The sequence below is a fragment of the Flavobacterium sp. GNP001 genome (genome assembly GCF_054343775.1).
On record NZ_JBTGUX010000001.1, the window covers coordinates 688,905 to 706,411 of the forward strand.

12 protein-coding genes are annotated in these 17,507 nt (G+C 36.2%); 7 read left to right on the forward strand and 5 right to left on the reverse strand.

Annotated elements, in window-relative coordinates; translation table 11 throughout:
* Nucleotide 1: 1 nt before the first annotated feature.
* On the reverse strand, nucleotides 2–4,618 hold the full coding sequence (locus ACXX8U_RS02875) for a RemA C-terminal-like gliding motility protein (RefSeq protein WP_458564525.1): 4,617 nt from the start codon (nucleotides 4,616–4,618) through the stop codon (nucleotides 2–4).
* 245 nt (nucleotides 4,619–4,863) lie between these two features.
* Between ACXX8U_RS02875 and ACXX8U_RS02880 the strand changes: the two genes are divergently transcribed.
* Nucleotides 4,864–5,538, forward strand: coding sequence for a TonB-dependent receptor plug domain-containing protein (locus tag ACXX8U_RS02880; protein ID WP_458564526.1), 675 nt, complete (start codon nucleotides 4,864–4,866; stop codon nucleotides 5,536–5,538).
* Between the two features lie 39 nt (nucleotides 5,539–5,577).
* Here the strand turns inward: ACXX8U_RS02880 and ACXX8U_RS02885 are convergent, their stop codons facing one another.
* Complete coding sequence (locus tag ACXX8U_RS02885; protein WP_458564527.1) at nucleotides 5,578–6,138, reverse strand: DUF6642 family protein; 561 nt, start codon at nucleotides 6,136–6,138, stop codon at nucleotides 5,578–5,580.
* Nucleotides 6,139–6,303: 165 nt separating this feature from the next.
* On the reverse strand, nucleotides 6,304–7,221 hold the full coding sequence (locus ACXX8U_RS02890; protein ID WP_458564528.1) for a glycosyltransferase family 2 protein: 918 nt from the start codon (nucleotides 7,219–7,221) through the stop codon (nucleotides 6,304–6,306).
* A 48-nt stretch (nucleotides 7,222–7,269) separates the two neighbouring features.
* Here ACXX8U_RS02890 and ACXX8U_RS02895 point away from each other — a divergent pair, with 48 nt between their 5' ends.
* Genes ACXX8U_RS02895 through ACXX8U_RS02905 form a run of 3 tightly spaced genes read left to right on the forward strand, consistent with a single transcriptional unit; the run spans nucleotide 7,270 to nucleotide 9,829 of the window.
* Nucleotides 7,270–8,367 (forward strand): glycosyltransferase, encoded by a 1,098-nt coding sequence (locus tag ACXX8U_RS02895; protein ID WP_458564529.1) that lies wholly within the window; start codon nucleotides 7,270–7,272, stop codon nucleotides 8,365–8,367.
* Nucleotides 8,358–8,750, forward strand: a complete 393-nt coding sequence (locus tag ACXX8U_RS02900; RefSeq protein ID WP_458564530.1) for a sugar 3,4-ketoisomerase — start codon at nucleotides 8,358–8,360, stop codon at nucleotides 8,748–8,750. The genes ACXX8U_RS02895 and ACXX8U_RS02900 overlap by 10 nt, the downstream gene beginning before the upstream one ends.
* The gene (locus tag ACXX8U_RS02905) at nucleotides 8,747–9,829 is read left to right on the forward strand and encodes a glycosyltransferase family 4 protein (protein WP_458564531.1); all 1,083 of its coding nucleotides are present in this window, start codon (nucleotides 8,747–8,749) and stop codon (nucleotides 9,827–9,829) included. Before ACXX8U_RS02900 ends, ACXX8U_RS02905 begins: the two co-directional genes overlap by 4 nt.
* Here the strand turns inward: ACXX8U_RS02905 and ACXX8U_RS02910 are convergent.
* Together ACXX8U_RS02910 and ACXX8U_RS02915 are read right to left on the reverse strand one after the other, a co-directional pair.
* A complete protein-coding gene (locus ACXX8U_RS02910; protein WP_458564532.1) occupies nucleotides 9,822–10,724 on the reverse strand; it encodes a glycosyltransferase family 2 protein in 903 nt (300 codons plus the stop codon). The two genes, ACXX8U_RS02905 and ACXX8U_RS02910, sit on opposite strands and share 8 nt — an antisense overlap.
* The gene (locus ACXX8U_RS02915) at nucleotides 10,724–11,410 is read right to left on the reverse strand and encodes a cell division ATP-binding protein FtsE (RefSeq protein ID WP_458564533.1); all 687 of its coding nucleotides are present in this window, start codon (nucleotides 11,408–11,410) and stop codon (nucleotides 10,724–10,726) included. The genes ACXX8U_RS02910 and ACXX8U_RS02915 overlap by 1 nt, the downstream gene beginning before the upstream one ends.
* Before the next feature lie 246 nt (nucleotides 11,411–11,656).
* On the opposite strand from ACXX8U_RS02915, the gene ACXX8U_RS02920 reads away from it, so the two are divergent.
* The 3 genes from ACXX8U_RS02920 to ACXX8U_RS02930 all read left to right on the forward strand — a co-directional run bounded on the left by ACXX8U_RS02920 (nucleotide 11,657) and on the right by ACXX8U_RS02930 (nucleotide 17,456).
* Nucleotides 11,657–14,671: a tetratricopeptide repeat protein gene (locus ACXX8U_RS02920; protein WP_458564534.1), complete on the forward strand. Its 3,015-nt coding sequence runs from the start codon at nucleotides 11,657–11,659 to the stop codon at nucleotides 14,669–14,671.
* Nucleotides 14,672–14,736: 65 nt separating this feature from the next.
* A complete protein-coding gene (locus tag ACXX8U_RS02925) occupies nucleotides 14,737–15,600 on the forward strand; it encodes a PhzF family phenazine biosynthesis protein (RefSeq protein ID WP_458564535.1) in 864 nt (287 codons plus the stop codon).
* A gap of 47 nt (nucleotides 15,601–15,647) precedes the next feature.
* The gene (locus tag ACXX8U_RS02930; RefSeq protein WP_458564536.1) at nucleotides 15,648–17,456 is read left to right on the forward strand and encodes a TonB-dependent receptor; all 1,809 of its coding nucleotides are present in this window, start codon (nucleotides 15,648–15,650) and stop codon (nucleotides 17,454–17,456) included.
* Nucleotides 17,457–17,507 lie beyond the last annotated feature (51 nt).

Below are 17,507 nucleotides of genomic sequence, written 5' to 3' on the forward strand. Positions count from 1 at the left end.
TTTAATAGATTAACTTCTTGCTTACGGTTTGGTTGTCTTCAGCAGTGATTTGAATGATTAAAGTTTGGTTGGCAGCGGTAAACTTTGTTAAGCTAGATGATGTGCTATTAACCCCATTTTTTTCAAATAACAGTCTTCCTCTGATATCAAAAATTTTGATGTCTTTAATTGCAGTTTTACTTGATTTAACGTTGATAACTCCGTTTTCGTTATATACGATAATGTCGTTTGCTGTTAGGTTTTCAGGCAATCCTAGTGTAGCGTCTGTTTTATAAACAACATTAAAGCGATCATTAAATACACCTGCTGTAGCAGAGAAATTGTAAGCACTTTTCTTTAAATCGTGGGTTACTCCAGTCACTTTGTCGCTGATGTATATGGCTTGGTTACCTAAAAATAATCCATCTACGTGGTCGATTGTAATCGAAAAATCTCCGGCAGCACTTGTTTTAAAGCTCAATGGTACGGTATCTGTATTTTCGAATGGAATGCCTCTTCCTTGAATTACAAACTCTTCATTGTTAATTAACGAGTTTAATGCAGTAGAATTATCATTAATATATCTTCCGTCGATAGTGGCGTCGATGCCGGTAGTTGCTTTTGGTAAATAAGCAATCATCATTTGATTTATGGCAGTGTTTCCTTTTGTCAAATTCAACCAGATACGGTGTGTTGACGAATTATTTGTTCTTACAAATTGATCATCATTGTTCAATAAACGCATTCCATTATTGAAAGTAATAGCGTTTGAAGGAGATTTTACAATAAATCCTTGTCCAACTTGAATAATTCCATTTGGAATGATGCTACTAGCTCCTCCAGCATTAGCCGTTCCTCCTGCGGTTGTATAAGTAGCATATGAAGTGGTTGCTGAATTATTGGTTTTTCTCCAAAAATATAGAGGTTCAGTTAAATCATTGGTACTGATAAAAGTGTTAGCATTAACAGTAGATGGATACGGGTTACCTACTGCGTTGAATGCATTTGCGCTAACTGATATTGTATAAGTACCGTTATTAGGTACACCTCTAAACTGTCCTTCCCAGATGGTTGGGGTAGTAGGATGTGTGTTTGGCATTCGAATGAGATATCCTACTCCGTTGTTGAAAAGGTTTGTTGGTGTAATGGCATTATACAAATTTGTAGCAGGGTTATAGGTATAAAAACGATTACTTAAAGTTGCTGGTGAAAAAGCTTGTAATTGTTGGCTAGCAACTGGTGAAGACCATAAAACATAATCTAAAAGCATCAAAGGACTTGTTTTTCTGTTTACAACGATATTACCAGTGTTTCCATTTGTGTTTTTACTTTGAATTAAGTTAGCATTATTTTCAAATGTAAGCGTTGCGCCGCTTGCTACAGTCACATTACCAAAAATATTAAGGTTGAATCCGCTTTTAACTAATACCACAGCTGTGTTATTAACCGTTAAATTACAAGCGGTAATATTTTCTGAAATCGTTAAGTTGCCATTTATGATTGCATTAGTTCCGCCTACTGGTACTCCAGCAGACCAGTTTGTGCCATTCCATGTTGTAGAACCAATAGTTACGGTTTGATTGGCAGTTACTTGCTGGCCATTTCCGTCATTAAAAGTCCAAGTAATTACAGTAGTTTCTGTAATAGGGAAGCTAGTAGTAGTTGTTCCTGTGATGGTTCCAGCGCAATTATCAGTTGTAGTAGGTGCAGTTGGTGTAACTGAACATTGACCGCTAATAGACGCTAAGGTTGGAACTGCAGGTGCGATGGTATCGTCAATAGTCACGTTTTGAGTTTGATTGCTACTGTTACCATTTGCGTCTGTATAAGTCCAAGTTACTTCTGTGGTCCCTTGGTTTGTTATTGGGAAGCTAGTCGTGGTAGTACCAGTTATTGTTCCAGAGCAGTTGTCAAGAGCAGTAGGAGTAGTTGGCGTTACTGAGCATTGAGCATTTAATGCAGTTAAGTTAGTCACACTTGCAACAGGGCTTAAGTTGTCAATGATGTTTACAGTTGTTGTACAAGTCCTTGTTTGACCGTCAGCATCAGTAACTGAAAGTGTAACTGTTTGTGGAGTGCCAATATGTGTACAGTTGAAGGTGTTGGGTGATACAGTAATTGTTGTAATAGCTACATCATCCGTTGAGTTATTATTTACTGCTGCTGGTAATAAGGTTGCATTTCCATTAGCATCTAAAGCTATAGTCGCCGTTTTGCAAATTGCAACTGGTGGTGCAGATGGAATTTTAACAATTTTAAAATCGTCAAAAACAAAGCCGTCAAAAGTTGTAGAATAACCGTCTGCACGATTAGAAGCGTCAGAGTCTAATAAAAATCTAAAACGTGCGGTACCACTATTGTGTAGAAAACTATTTTCGGTTGGACTGATGTAAATTTCTTCCATCACCCATTTATCCATCGTATCTGCCTCGTAAACTGGTTGACCATCAGGCTGATTATCTCTGTCAGTAGCTGTTTTGCCAGTTGAAGTGTTTGTGCTTGCGGCACTATTGTAAGGAGTTGTACTCGGTGAAGCACCTGGTTTAGTGTATTTACCATTTAGTGCTGTCCAATTGATACCATCTGTGGAACCTTGTAATTGAACATAATCGAAATTACGTTCTAAATCCCATTTTGCGTAAAACTGAACCACGGTAGCAGCTGCACCAGATAAGCTTACAGAGTTCGTTAAACGTAACGTTTTTGCGGAATTATTGGCGTACGCTCCCGATGGAGAATCTGTCAATGCAGTTGTTCCTAAAAACCCATCGGTGGTAGTTCCCCATGACGAAGCTGGTGAGCTTGTCCATCCTGTAATGCCAGTTACGTCTGGGTTGTTGGAAAAAATAACGGTTGGGTTGTAATTTTTTATAATTGTTGTTTCATACATAACATAGCCATCATCATTGCGTAATGAAATTTTAAATTCGATAACTTCTTTGTCTTTGATGTTTGTATCTAATTCAAAAGCTGCGGTAACAGTTCTTTGTTCTAGTTTGCTCCAGCCTGTTTGAACAGGAGGAGATGTAATAGAAGTAATGTTGGCAGAAACCGGTGTAACGGTTAAAGTTAAGTTTCCTAGTGTTTGACCCAAATATTCTAACCCAAATTTTAAGTTACCGCTTTTGGTTGTGACGTCAGAGGTATTTAAATCGTGTAATTGGGCGAATTTGCCGCTATAGTATGCATTTACAAAATTCATACGCATAGCTCTCTTGGCAATAGTTGTAATCAAGGATGAGGATGGCCAAAAATCACCTTCGCCTGTTGCGGCTCCATTTTCAGGTGCTAGTGCTAATACTTGTTTGCCTGAACCTGTAGAACCGTTTACGTCTGCGGCACCGCCAAGCAGCCAGTCACTTAGATCGCCGTTTGCAATAGTCAAAACATCTGGCGCTTCGCCATAGATGTATCTATTGAAACGTGTTAAATCTTGGCAAAATTTAGCAAACTCGTTCTCTCTACCTGATGGTGGTGCTGCCGGATAGCCGTTGTAAGCATGAGGTAATAAATTTTGAAAAGCATGATGATTTAGAGCTGTCTTAAAGTTTCTACTCAAAGCAAAAGCAGTAATAATTTGTGTTTCAGGTTCCGATGTTGCAGCTGTACCTCGAAATACCTGAGTAGTTGCATCACCTGATGACCCGCCAGCATACCTAAAATTGTCTCCCCAAAAATAGTTAAAGTTTCTATTGATATCTACTCCACGAGCGTTATTATTTCCTGTATTTGCAGTAGGATTAAGATTTTTTCTTTGTAGTCCCCCTCCACTTGGTGCAATTTGTTCATTCCATTTCAACCCGTCAGGATTTACAACAGGTATAAAATACATTTGATGGTTGTCCACAAGGTTTTTTATACCAGGGTCAGTACTGTAATTCTCTAAAACGTACCACATGTAATACATTAAATTCATTAAACTACTCACTTCACGAGAGTGGGTCATTCCAGAATACATTGATTCTGGTTCATTGGCTTCTACCACATCTGGGTTATCTGAAATCCTTACAAAATAGATGGTCTGTCCAGGCCATTTTTGGTAAACTCCCCCGTTGTCAAATTCATTACCATGAGTCACTTGATTGGTAGGTGATGCATTTGCTTTTGCAGAAATTAAATTAGGGTATTTGGTACGCATAAGATCCAATTGCTCTAATACTTGCGCATAGGTTAGGCAGCCTCCCATACTTCCTAATTGGAAATTTTGTGGTGTTGCCCAATTGACTTCTGTTTTTTCTTCATATTGGATAATGTTATTCACAATGGTAGTCTTTGTACTCAATGACTTTTGTGAGTTTCTCGCAATGGTTTTGAGATTCTCAAGTTCCATTTTTGCTTTTGGAAGTTCTGTTTGTGTTAATTTTTCGTAATGTGCCTTTAAATCATTGATAATGACCTTATACTTTATGCTATTTGCATCTAGAGCAGTTAATTCTTGTGCATCTAGTTCAAGAGTTAAATTGTTGTCAATATAAACAGCACCACAACTCAAGTCAATTCCAAGCTCTTTGATTTTAAGTAATTGTTGGTTTGATGGTTTGAGAATTGTTATTCTTTTTGCAACGGGAGTGCCTTGAGCAAATGACATTTGATGCAATAGCGATACTAATAATATTAGTAGGAAGTAATTTTTCTTCATAAAAATTGGATTTGGAACTTCAAAAATATGTTAAAATATCAGTAATTACAATGGTTTTCGTTGAATTGTTAATTTTTATTTAAAAATTAATCTTTTTTGTTAATAATAGTTATCAACAGCTTTTAGTGAAACGAAAATAAGAGTTAATTTACCTACGTATTTTTTGATGCATTGGTTTGCATTAAGTTGCGAATCATTTTATTTATAGTTACTTTTTAAGTATCTTTAGCTAATAAATTATTCTTATGAAAACGAAAATTTGCTATGTTGTTGTTTTTTTACTTGCTTGCTTTTTTGGACAGGCCCAAAAAAAGTTAACGGGTAAGGTTACGGATTTTAAAAATAGACCCATTGTTGAGGCTCGAATTTATGTTGATTCGCTTGATGTGAATTGCGCGACAAACAGCGAAGGCGAGTTTGAATTGCTGCTGCCGCAAAAAGTTGGTTTTATCAATGTTTACAGTCGAACATACGGTTTGTTGTCATCAAAATACAACAACGAGGATCGCATGAGTTTTAAATATTTAGAGTCGCAAAAAAATAATAAAATTCGGTTACAAAAAGGGGAGCAGTTGCCTTTGACTTATTCTGCTGTTGATAATGAATACAAAATAAACGCTACTAAAAACGTGAATGAGCAAAATCAAAAATACCAAGGTGTATTTACTAATATTTATGACTTGTTACGAGGTCGTGTTTCGTCAGTTGTAGTGTCTAGGAATAATAAAATTTCTATTCGCGGCGTTAGCTCCATTCGTAATACGGCAGAGCCCCTATTTGTGGTAGATGGAATGATTATTACAAGTTTAGATTATTTATCTCCAAATAATGTAAAAGAAATAACTGTCCTTAAAGATGCTGCTGCGGCTGCTTACGGAGCGCAAGGGTCAAATGGAGTTATTGTAATTAAAACCAAATAAAATTTTCATTTTAGATTTGGTAAAAAGGCGTGTCTAGTTTTAGTAGTACATCCTAAAATCAAGAAATTTACACATTTCGTACTGCTTTTGATGCAATTCTTCAACGACATTAAAAATAGAGTCATCGGCCTCAAACAAACTAAAAAACAGTTGATCCAATCCAGTGCTGCTTACTGCTGCCTGTGGTGATCCATAACCGGAAATGGCTTTGGCACACGTAATGTCTAAAAAGTATTGCGATTCATCAGGAGTTAAATCTAATGCTTTGGTGCTAGCAAAATGAATGATTTTACCCCTCATTTTCCCTTCGAATAATTCTGCAATTTCTTCTAGGGTATAAAAATAATTGTTCAAACAAATGGTGTTGGCTTCGCCTTGCATGACCAAGTAAATGATTTCATAATTGGTGAAGTTATGATCGTCATACAGTAAACTATGTAAACGCTCTTCTAACCCTTCTATCGAGTCGCAAGTGGTGTGAATACTGCTGATACCTTTATCAAAAGCAAGTTTTTCGAGGTGTTGTACTACTTCGGTTTTGGTAACTTCTTCAATGTCAGCAACTGCTTCAAGGCAAAAAATAAAGGTGTCGTTCTCCATAAATTGTAAGGTTCTGTGGCAGAAACTCTCCTTTATTTTTCAAGGGATATGAATTTCTAATTGAAAATTTTTTCTTTAACAAAGATACTAAAGCCTTTCAAAACCCGAAAAAAACAACTGTGAAGGAATCCTTAATTTATACTACTCGTATCCTAATTTTGCTACTTACAAACGGACAAAATCCTTATTAAAGAGTAATGAAACGTTAATTTTTAAATGTAGTTTCAAGTATTTGAGCAACAGTAAAGGATCAATAGTTCGCAGCGCTATTTGCATTTCAAAATGTATCATTTGTAATACTGCTCGGTTTTCTTCCTTTGTGGTGTTGATCTGCAATGCATTACGCACAATTTGGTATGTGCTGCGGTTGTACAATCTTGTTTTTTTGTTCAAACGTTTAAAGCGGCGCGAGCTAAGGGAATTACGGAGTTCTCTCTTTTTGACCAAAATACTGTCAATAAAATCAAATTGATAGAAACGCGCTGTTTTAATCCAAAAATCATAATCTTCAAATTGTAAATTTTCATTAAATCCTTGAAAGCGATCGTAAACTTCTCTCCGTGCCATGGCCGAAACCGAACATACATTATTTTCAAGTCGCAACAGACTCAAATAGATGTCGCCCACAGCTTGCGGTTTTATTCTTTTTTTGTTTTCATCGACTTCAAAAAAGTAACAAAAATGAGTGTCATCTTCAAAAACTAATTCTGCATTGCCATAAACAATTCCAACATTTGAAAACTGACTTTTTGCAAAAGCTTCTAATTGAAGTTCTACACAGTTGTGGGCCAAAACATCGTCAGCGGCCAAGTCAATGATATAACTTCCGTTGCTTTGTGCAAATGCTTTGTTGAATGATTTGGTGTTTCCGAAATTGTGTTCATTTTTTATAAAAACAATTTCGGGATTATTTTTTAACCAACTGGTAATCGCTTCCACAGAGTCATCGGTACTACAATCATCTACCACAATAAGTTCAATGTTGCTGTAGCCTTGATTTTTTACCGACTGCAATGCTTCTTGCACGTATTGGCCGTGATTGTAGCAAAGACATATTATGGAAACTAGCGGTTTGTCATTCATTTGTACAGCAAAGTGTTTATATTTGGTGCTAAAATAGTAATTTATTGCATGACTACTGACAAAACTAAAATAGCATTGGTGGGCGATTCCCTTGGCGGAGGCGGTGCTGAAAAAGTGCAGGCACTTTTGTCTATTTTTTTTGAAAGTAAAGGCATAAATGTACACCACATTATTTTTGTTGATGACACCACTTATGAATATGCCGGAGAGTTGTACAATCTTGGCAAGCAAAAAGTCGAATCAACCTTTGATAAACTTAAGCGTTTAAAAAAGTTAAAAATCTATTTAGCCGAGAATAATTTTGATTTCATAATCGATTTTAGGTATCGAGTAAATATTTATAACGAATGGTTGATGGCTCATTGGGTATATAAAAAACCTGCTGTTTATACCATTCACAGTAGTTTGTACACGAATTATATTCCTAAAAGTCGTTTTTTAGCGCGACTTATCTATGGAAGGCACCAATGGGTTACAGTTAGTAAAGCGGTTGCAGCGGCAGTGGCAAAGCGTTACAAGAAAGAGGTAACTTCTATTTACAATCCAATTCCTATTCAGAACATTCAGGAATTGGCAAAAGTCGAAGTTGAATTCGAAAATCCATACATCATAGCAGTGGGCCGAATGAACGAACGAGTGAAACAATTTGATGTTTTAATTCAGGCTTTCGCTGAATCGATATTGCCACAGCAAGGCGTACAATTAATGTTAATCGGATCTGGAGCTTTAGAAGAGGAGTGGAAAAAAGTCGCACTAAATAGCGGTGTACAAGACTCGGTCGTTTTTGCAGGACAGCAGCAAAATCCTTTTAAATACCTTAAAAAGGCACTTTTTACAGTAATTAGTAGTCAGTATGAAGGGCTTTCAAATGTATTGATTGAAAGTCTTGCAGTTGGTACTCCCGTAGTTTCTTTCGATTGTTTTGCTGGTCCGAACGAAATTATCGACCATGAAAAAAATGGTTTACTAGTGCCCAATCAAAATCAAAAAGCGCTGACAAAAGCCATAAATAGAATGATCGAGGATACTGATTTGTATCAAAAATGCAGACGTAACGCAGCAGGCAGCATAACTCATTTTGAGTTGGAACACATTGGTCAGCAATGGCTCCATTTTTTAAATTTAAATTCCCATTCATGCAAATAGAAATTATAGAGATCCCTAAGATTGAAAATGTTCTGGGTAATATTGCTGTTATCGAAAATGAGGTCATTCCTTTTGAAATCAAGCGTGTGTATTACCTATATGATATTCCAAGTTCATCCAAGCGTGGCGGTCATTCACATAAAAAATTACAGCAGGTTTTAATTGCTATTTCAGGAAGTTTTGATGTGGTTCTTAATGATGGGAAAAGCCAAAAAACAATAACATTAAACAAGCCTGATAAAGGTTTGCTGTTGCGAAATAATACTTGGCGTGAATTAGAAAATTTTTCATCAGGTGCCGTTTGTATCGTCTTGGCTTCTGAAGTTTTTGATGAAGCCGATTACATTCGAGATTTTGATGTCTTTTTACAATCGGTACAATGAAAATCTTGTATGTAGTTCCCAGCATTAATAATGACGGAGGCGTAGCGCGTGTTTTGGCACTAAAAGCCAATTATCTGATTCGAAATTGGCAATATGACGTGCATATTGTGACGCAGAACCAAGGTCACACGTCGCTTTTTTATGAGTTTGATGCTGCTATTGCGATGCATGATATTGCTCTGAAAAAAAACTCAGTAGGCTTTGTTTTCGATTATATTACTAAACTAAAAAAAATCATCATTACCGTTCAGCCCGATGTGGTTTTGGTTTGTGATAATGGTTTGAAAGCTTTTTTATTGCCTTTTTTTCTTGGTGTAAAAATGCCATTAATTTTAGAAATTCATAGTTCTAAATTTATTGAAGAGCGCCCTGCTCGACATTTTTTAGATCAAGGATTTCGATGGATGAAATACATATACAAAAACTTTTGCGCCAAGCGCTTTTCGCAAATAGTGTATTTGTCTGAAAATAGTATGCAGGAGTGGAACAATATAAATGGCGTCATTTTACCCAACCCGGTTTGGATCGAAAATTTTCAAGTTGATAAGGAGAGACAAAAAATAGTTTTGGCAATAGCACGCAACTGTTACGAAAAAGGCCTTGATCGACTTTTGCCTATTTGGTCAGCGGTCACAAATGAACATCCGGATTGGAAACTCCATATAATCGGAGATCAAGTAGCTCAATTGCAATCGCAAGTTGATCTTTTGGACATCTCTCATCGTGTAAGTTTGAAGCAATCAGTCACCGCAATTGATGTTGTATATGCTAATGCATCAGTCTTCGCTTTAAGTTCCCGTTTTGATTGTTACCCAATGGTTTTGTTAGAAGCTATGGCAAGTGGATTGCCATGTATTGCTTATGATTGTCCCTGCGGTCCTGCAGCTATAATTGAATCTGAAGAGACTGGATTTTTGATTCCAAATGGCAACCAAGAATTGTTTGTTTCTCATTTAAAACAATTGCTAGCTGATGAAGATTTACGTCTCAAAATGGGAAAAAAGGGTAAAGAGAAAGTGGCTGACCAAAGTATTGAACTAATTATGAAGCAGTGGCACGCTTTTTTGAGTGCTATCTAAAAGCTTTGCTTTTTTGTGCCAAAGTACACAAATAACCAAGTTTAAAACATTTGAAAATCCACAATCGGGGATTTCCCCCGGTTAAATTCTTTTCAACCCATTTTTCATTTCGAAGGTAAAAAAATGATGTAAAACGAACTAGTTTGAACTTTTGCAACAACAGTAAAACTTGAATAATTTTAATAAAAGAAGCGGCTATTTTTTGATCCGTGTATAAACTTAAAGCGCTGTCTAAAGCCTCTTTGGTTTTTAAAAGGTAGGCTGAATTCGAGTCAATATCAGCATGTGCAATGGGGTTGTCAATATGCTGAATGCTAGTTTTTATTAGACTTAATTGATAAGCAAGTTGCGTATCTTCGTGGCCGTATTGTTTTTTGTAAGGTTCAAATTTTATTTGATCAAAACAGGATTTTTTAATCACCGTATTATTAAACAATAAGGCTTGGTATTTTCTTTCTTGTCGTTGCGTTGCCGTTTGGTCTTCTGTAAATTTGCCGTATTTCCACCTTAGATTTTGATTGTCTGATGGACAAAATTCTGGGTGCTTACGCCCACCATAAACCACATCGTATTTTTCAAGATAGCTTAAGTAGGTTGCTATAAAATTATTGCTTACACACTCCGAATCACCATCAATAAATAACAAATACTGATGTTGGGCTTGCGCAGCAAGTGAATTCCGGTTTTCTCGATGGCCTAAATTTTCCGTCAAGGCCGTAAATCGGCAATGGGAAAATGTGTTAATTTTTTCGTTTTCGGTATTGAAAACAGATCCTGATGCATCATCTTGACACAAAATTTCAAAATCAATACCGCAAGTTATGCATTGTTCGTGTAAGGCCTCCACCAACGGAAGTACGTTGTAGTTGTATACAGGAACAAGGATCGAGAGCATTATGCCGTACGTTGTTGAATAACTTCAAATATTTTAGAATCTTCGCACTTTAAAGTTTTTGATGGGAATTTCATTAGCAAAGCATAATCGTGCGTAGCCATAATTATCGTTTTTCCGTTAGCGTTGATTTTTTTTAATAACTCTAAAACTTCAGCACTAGTTTGCGGATCTAAATTTCCAGTAGGTTCATCGGCCAAAATTAATTCAGGGTCGTTCAATAAAGCACGAGCAATCGCTACACGTTGTTGCTCACCACCAGAAAGCTGATGTGGCATTTTTTTACCAAAATCTCTCATGCCTACTTTGTGCAATACTTCGTCAATTTTCGCATCCATTTCGCTAGGATTTGTCCAGCCCGTAGCTTTCAAAACAAACAACATATTGTCATTAATAGAACGGTCCGGAAGCAATTTGAAGTCTTGAAAAACAATACCAATTTTACGTCTCAAAAACGGAATATTATCCTCTTTTAATGTAGCCAAGTTAAATTCTACCACGTGACCTTCTCCTTCTGTCAAAGGTAAATCAGCGTATAAGGTTTTCATTAAACTACTTTTTCCAGAACCAGTTTTACCTATTATGTATAGAAATTCTCCGTGGTTAACTTCTAAATTTACTTCACTTAAAATAGATTTTCCTTCTTGATATATGGATACGTTTTTTAAAGACAGTACGGTTTGTGACATAATTTGTATTTGTTTGTGCGGTAAAAGTAGTAAGATAACGCTGGTATTACAAATAAATTATTGGCTTGGAACTCAAATTTTGTAATTTGGTCACGTTTAAAGATGCAAATCGAAAAGGGTTAGGCTTTATGGTACGAAAGTTGTTGCCGGAGCAGTAGCTTTCATAAAAAAGCATAATAAAAACGGTAACGGATTCGTTATCCATTGCAGAATACAATACATTTGAATTATAAAAATAAAATCACAATGCATAAACTTTCTTGGAGTACGCTCTGCATCCTTTTTGGAATGTCAACCAGTATTTGGGCACAAAAATCTACTATTTATACCCATGATTCAAAGGATTTTAATACTGCTGTAGCCATGTTCAAGGACGGGCAATATACCTCTGCACAACATTTGTTCAACCGAGTAAAAGCCACTGCATCAACAGAAGAATTACAATCGGATTGCGCGTATTTCGCAGCTTTTTGTGCAATTAAAACCAATCAGTCGAATGCTGATGAGTTGATGGAACAGTTTGTCGATACCTATCCTACAAGTGTAAAACAAAATCAGGCTTACGCCGAAGTAGCTCAGTTTCATTTTGCACAAGGGAATTATCCGCAAGCTTTGCAGTGGTTTGAAAAAGTAGAAGAAAACGCAGGCACCCGAGCAGATCAAGAAAAATATAACTTTCAAAAAGGGTACAGTTATTTTGCTGCAAAAAATAAAAAGCAAGCTACTGCTTATTTGAATAAAGTAGTTAACTCAGCAGAGTACGGTTCTCAAGCCAAATATTATCTTGGTTTTATGGCTTATGAAGGGAATGATTATAAAGAAGCTACCAAATATTTTGATGCGGTTTCAGGCGAAGAGAAATACAAAGAAAAACTGTCATACTACCAAGCAGACATGAATTTTAAGCTAGGTAATTTTCAAAAAGCAATTGATTTGGGTAAAAAAGCCATGCCTAATTCTTCGGCATCAGAAAAATCAGAGCTCAATAAAATTATTGGCGAAAGTTATTTTAATTTAAAGCAATACGATCAGGCTATTCCATACTTGGTGGCATACAAAGGCACAAAGGGTAAATGGAATAATACTGATTTTTACCAATTGGGTTACGCATATTACAAACAAAAAGATTTTGAAAACGCGATCTCACAATTCAACAAAATTATTGGTGGAAAAGATTTTGTAGCTCAAAATGCTTATTATCATTTAGGCGAAAGCTATTTGAATACCGACAAAAAGCAACAAGCGCTCAATGCTTTTAAAAATGCTTCTGAAATGGATTTTGATCTTGCCATTCAAGAAGATGCTGCTTTGAATTATGCCAAACTAAGTTATGAATTAGGAAATTCTTACGAGAGTGTTCCCGCCGTATTGCAAGCTTTTTTGAAAAAGTATCCAAAAAATGCCAATAAAGTTGAGGTTGAAAAATTATTAATCGACTCCTATATTTCATCTAAAAACTATAAAGAGGCTTTGGTCTTGTTAGAGCGCAACAAATCGCCTGAAAATAAATTGGCTTATCAAAAAGTTTTATTTTACAGAGGATTGGAATTGTACACCGATACAAAATACACCGAGGCGTTATCAATGCTGACTAAATCTTTGAGTGAAGCTAAAGATCCTTACATTACCGCACGTGCTACTTTTTGGAAAGCTGAAACGGAATATGTTTTAGAGGATTACAAAGAAGCTGTTTTGAGTTTTAAACAGTTTAGTGCTGTGGCAAAAGCGAGTACAACACCTGAATATAAAAATCACAATTACAATATTGCCTACACTTATTTTAAACTAAAAGAGTACGATCAGGCAGCTACTTTTTTTCAGAATCAAATAGAACAAGCGCCATCAGATAAGCTTCGTTTGTACGATTCGTATTTGCGCATGGCCGATTGTCGTTTTGTGACGTCAAAATACAGTCAAGCCATTGAAGGCTACACCAAAGCCATCGATGCTAAAAGTGCTGATGCGGATTATGCTTATTTCCAACGTGCCATTTCACAAGGTTTTTTAAATAAAAATGACAAAAAAATTGCAGAACTGAACTCCTTTTTGCAACTGTATTTAAAGTCGGACTGGCGAGATGATGCACTTTTTGAATTGGCAAATACCTATGCAGCTGACAATAAAAACGATTTGGCTGTTAAAACATACGACCGATTGATAAGCGAATTTAAAAAAGGTTCTTTTGGGGCAAAAGCTATTTTACGTCAAGGCTTGGTGTACTACAATACTGATAAAGACGACTTGGCTTTGCAGAAATTCAAAAAAGTTGCTGCTGAATTCCCAAGAAGCCCCGAGGCACTTGAGGCCGTGGCAACAGCTCGTTTGATTTATGTTGATAATGGTAGGGTAGATGAGTATGCAACTTGGGTGCGTACTTTAGATTTTGTAGCGGTTACTGATGCCGAACTTGATAACGATTCATACGAAGCAGCAGAGCGTCAGTACCAGCAAAACAATACCAAACAAGCCATTGCCGGATTTAGCAGTTACGTGAGTCAATTTCCAAAAGGGATTCACGCACTAAAAGCCAATTACTTTTTAGCACAATTATATTTTGCACAAGAGTCTTTCGACCAAGCTGTGCCTTCGTATAAATATGTAATTGCACAAGCTAATAACGAATATACAGAGCAATCTTTGTCTCGCTTGGCTCAAATTTTCATCAAAAAGGATAATAATGAGCAAGCTATTTTGGTATTACTTCGATTAGAAAACGAAGCCGAAGTGGCACAAAACAAAATTTTTGCACAAGCAAATTTAATGCGACTATACCAGCTTATAAAAGACAATGATAACGCTGTTCGTTTTGCTGAGAAGGTATTGCAAAACCCAAAAGCCGATGATGCTTTAAAAAGTGATGCACAAATTACCATTGCTCGCGCGGCAATAGCACTAGGTGACGAGGCTAAAGCCAAAACGGCGTACGCAAATGTGCAGCTGATTGCCAAAGGGGAACTTGCAGCCGAGGCTTTATACTATGACGCTTATTTTAAAACAAAAGAAGGAAAGTTTGAAGCTTCGAATGTGGCTGTGCAAAAACTAGCCAAAAATTATGCGGGCTACAAATATTACGGAGCCAAAGGTTTGGTGCTTATGGCGACTAATTTTTACAATTTGAAAGATAGTTTTCAGGCGACTTATATTCTTGAAAATGTAATTCAGAATTTTACAGATTATAAAGATATTGTTGAAGATGCTAAGAAAGAATTGGATCGAATAAAAACTGAAGAGGCAAAAACCAATTCTTCGATAACAAAATAAATTGAATTAATAAATCAGTAAAGGCGTTGCGACTTTTTGTAGCACTCTTTTAGATATTTAAAAATATGACTTTACCTTTTTATATTGTAGATGTTTTTGCAGAACAAAAATATGCCGGCAATCAGTTGGCTGTTTTTACTGATGCGCAATCACTCTCTACTGAGCAAATGCAGCAAATAGCAAGAGAAACTAATTTTGCCGAAAGCACTTTTATCACTGCCTTAAATCAGGATACAGGCACTGCTTCGGTACGTATTTTTACACCTGATCAGGAAATGAAATTTGCAGGTCATCCTATTATTGGAACATCGTGGATTTTGATGCATAAAATTTTTCAGAAAAACTTCGATGCTATTACGCTTGAGGTTCCTGTTGGAGCAATTCCTGTGCAACAAAAAGGCGATTTAGTTTGGCTTCAAGCTGCGCAGCCTTCTTTTTTAAGTACTTATTTGGCAGCTGATTTTGAGAATTTCAGTAACTTAAATGCAGCTGATTTTGATGCAAATTTTGCCATTCAAGAGGTTACAACAGGCAGCGCTTTTGTAATAATTCCTTTAAAATCAGCAGAAGCATTGCAACGTTTGCAACTCGATAAGCAAAGGGCGCATGATTGGTTAGTAGCAAATTGTGGTACGGCACATCGTGCTTTTTACTTTTTTACTTTAGAAGGGAATAAATTGGAATCGCGCATGCTTTGTATAGAAGACAATCAATTGAAAGAAGATGCCGCCACTGGAAGTGCAAGTACTTGTTTGCAAGCTTTTTTGCTAAAGTATTACCAGCAAGAAATTCAAATAACCAATCACCAAGGCGATTATATGAACCGTCCTTCGCGCATTTATTTTGACGGAAAAAAAGAGGCTGAACATTTTGAAATAAAAATTGGAGGCAAAACACAATATGTAGCAAAAGGCGAATGGGAAGTGTAAAATTCTCTTTTTATTCAAAAACAAATACACGTATAAAACAATACAAAATGGTAGTTATAAAATCGATCATACATACAATAAAAGCCTCTCAGACGAAGCAATATGCTTTTTTGAACACAAAAACCACTGCGGTTAGTTTGCTGGTTTTGTTGGTTTCTCATATTTCGTTAGCACAAAAGAAAGAGCAAATAGGCAATGAAACAGTTAATGTCGTAAAGGCCTATACTCCCAAAATTTCGGATGCATCCAAACCTAAAGAAAATCCAGATTTAGATGATGAAGGCAACGAGAAAAAGGAACGTATCAAGTATGCTATTTTCTCTTTCCCGGTAGCTTCAACTTTTACACCATCAAAAGGAAAAGCAGAAGGTGTGACTAAAGAAAAACAAGCACACGTTTTTCAGAATTATGCCACTTTGGGTGTGGGAAATTATGGTACGTTGATCGGGGAATTATTTGTAAACCATGAACTAAATAACACGGATTATGTAGGAGGAATGTTTCGTCATCATTCTTCGCAAGGAGGAATAAATGAGGTAGTTTTAGATGATAATTTTTACGATACTGCTCTTGATGTAATGTACGGTTCTAATCAAAAAGGATTGTCGTATAATCTAAATGCAGGATATCAAAATCAAGTGTATAATTGGTACGGTTTACCAGCTAGTTTTGGAGCTGGAAACACACCGCAAGCTAATGCACAGCTAATTAGTGGAATTGACCCACTGCAAGCTTACACTACGCTTTCTTTAGGTGGAAATATTGTAGTTTCTGAAAGTTTTTTACAAGACGCAACGGTTAAATTCACTCACTTTTTCGATAAGTATGATTCTGCAGAAAATCACTTTTCAGTAAAACCAATCTTTGTGTTTAACGCAAATGATACAGCCATTAAAACCGAATTGACGGTGGATTATCTGTCTGGAAGTTTGAAAAATAATTTTAGCAATACAAATGTCGAAGCTTTAAAATATGGTTTTACAAATTTAGGTTTGGCACCAAGTTTTGAGATGCAAAGAGATGATTGGACATTGAATCTTGGAGCGGCATTCTTTTATAGTATGGATAATCAAAATAGTAAAAACTCGTTTTTTATCTATCCGAAAGTAACCGCATCATACAAAGTTGTAGGCGATTTAATGCTGTTTTATGCTGGTGCTCAAGGCGATTTAAAACAAAACAGTTACGAAAGCTTGGTAGGACAAAATCCGTTTTTGTCGCCAACTAATTTGATGCGTCCTACAGACCAACAATATGATATTTATGCAGGTTTAAAAGGGAAATTGTCGAATTCAGTTAGCTATAATGTACGTGGATCGTACTTAAACGAGCGCAATAAATTTTTGTTTCGTGCGAACTATTACAGCGAAAACAGTACGAATCCAGATTATGGTTTTGGTAATTCTTTTCAGGTGGTTTACGATGATGTGAAGACTGCTAGTTTATATGGAGAATTAAAAGCTGATTTTTCAAAAGCATTTAGTTTTGGTGTAAATGGAACGGTTAGTACTTACAAAACGGCTTTCCAACAAGAAGCTTGGAACCTTCCAACGCTGCAAGTAAATGCCAATTTAGATGTTACTTTTTCTCCAAAATGGTTTGCTGCTGCACACGTTTATTATGTTGGAGAACGAAAAGACTTTCAAGAAAATACCTCAATTGTTACCAATAGTTCTCCAATAACTTTGGATGGCTATTTTGATGTAAATGCAAAAATTGGATACAAATACAGTGACCGTTTGACTGCATTTTTAAACGGAAATAACTTGGCTAACAATTCTTATCAAAAGTGGTTGAATTTACCAGTGCAAGGTTTGCAGCTTGTTATAGGAGCCAATTACAAATTCGATTTTTAATTAAGAAAAATAAAATTCAGAAGAATCAACAAGAGGCAGCTTATTGAATTC

What these genes read in the sequence shown, in the direction of transcription:
- ACXX8U_RS02875 (WP_458564525.1), bottom strand. Translation starts at nt 4,618, where the DNA reads ATGAAGAAAAATTACTTCCTACTAATATTATTAGTATCGCTATTGCAT.
- ACXX8U_RS02880 (WP_458564526.1), top strand. Translation starts at nt 4,864, where the DNA reads ATGAAAACGAAAATTTGCTATGTTGTTGTTTTTTTACTTGCTTGCTTT.
- ACXX8U_RS02885 (WP_458564527.1), bottom strand. Translation starts at nt 6,138, where the DNA reads ATGGAGAACGACACCTTTATTTTTTGCCTTGAAGCAGTTGCTGACATT.
- ACXX8U_RS02890 (WP_458564528.1), bottom strand. Translation starts at nt 7,221, where the DNA reads ATGAATGACAAACCGCTAGTTTCCATAATATGTCTTTGCTACAATCAC.
- ACXX8U_RS02895 (WP_458564529.1), top strand. Translation starts at nt 7,270, where the DNA reads ATGACTACTGACAAAACTAAAATAGCATTGGTGGGCGATTCCCTTGGC.
- ACXX8U_RS02900 (WP_458564530.1), top strand. Translation starts at nt 8,358, where the DNA reads ATGCAAATAGAAATTATAGAGATCCCTAAGATTGAAAATGTTCTGGGT.
- ACXX8U_RS02905 (WP_458564531.1), top strand. Translation starts at nt 8,747, where the DNA reads ATGAAAATCTTGTATGTAGTTCCCAGCATTAATAATGACGGAGGCGTA.
- ACXX8U_RS02910 (WP_458564532.1), bottom strand. Translation starts at nt 10,724, where the DNA reads ATGCTCTCGATCCTTGTTCCTGTATACAACTACAACGTACTTCCGTTG.
- ACXX8U_RS02915 (WP_458564533.1), bottom strand. Translation starts at nt 11,410, where the DNA reads ATGTCACAAACCGTACTGTCTTTAAAAAACGTATCCATATATCAAGAA.
- ACXX8U_RS02920 (WP_458564534.1), top strand. Translation starts at nt 11,657, where the DNA reads ATGCATAAACTTTCTTGGAGTACGCTCTGCATCCTTTTTGGAATGTCA.
- ACXX8U_RS02925 (WP_458564535.1), top strand. Translation starts at nt 14,737, where the DNA reads ATGACTTTACCTTTTTATATTGTAGATGTTTTTGCAGAACAAAAATAT.
- ACXX8U_RS02930 (WP_458564536.1), top strand. Translation starts at nt 15,648, where the DNA reads ATGGTAGTTATAAAATCGATCATACATACAATAAAAGCCTCTCAGACG.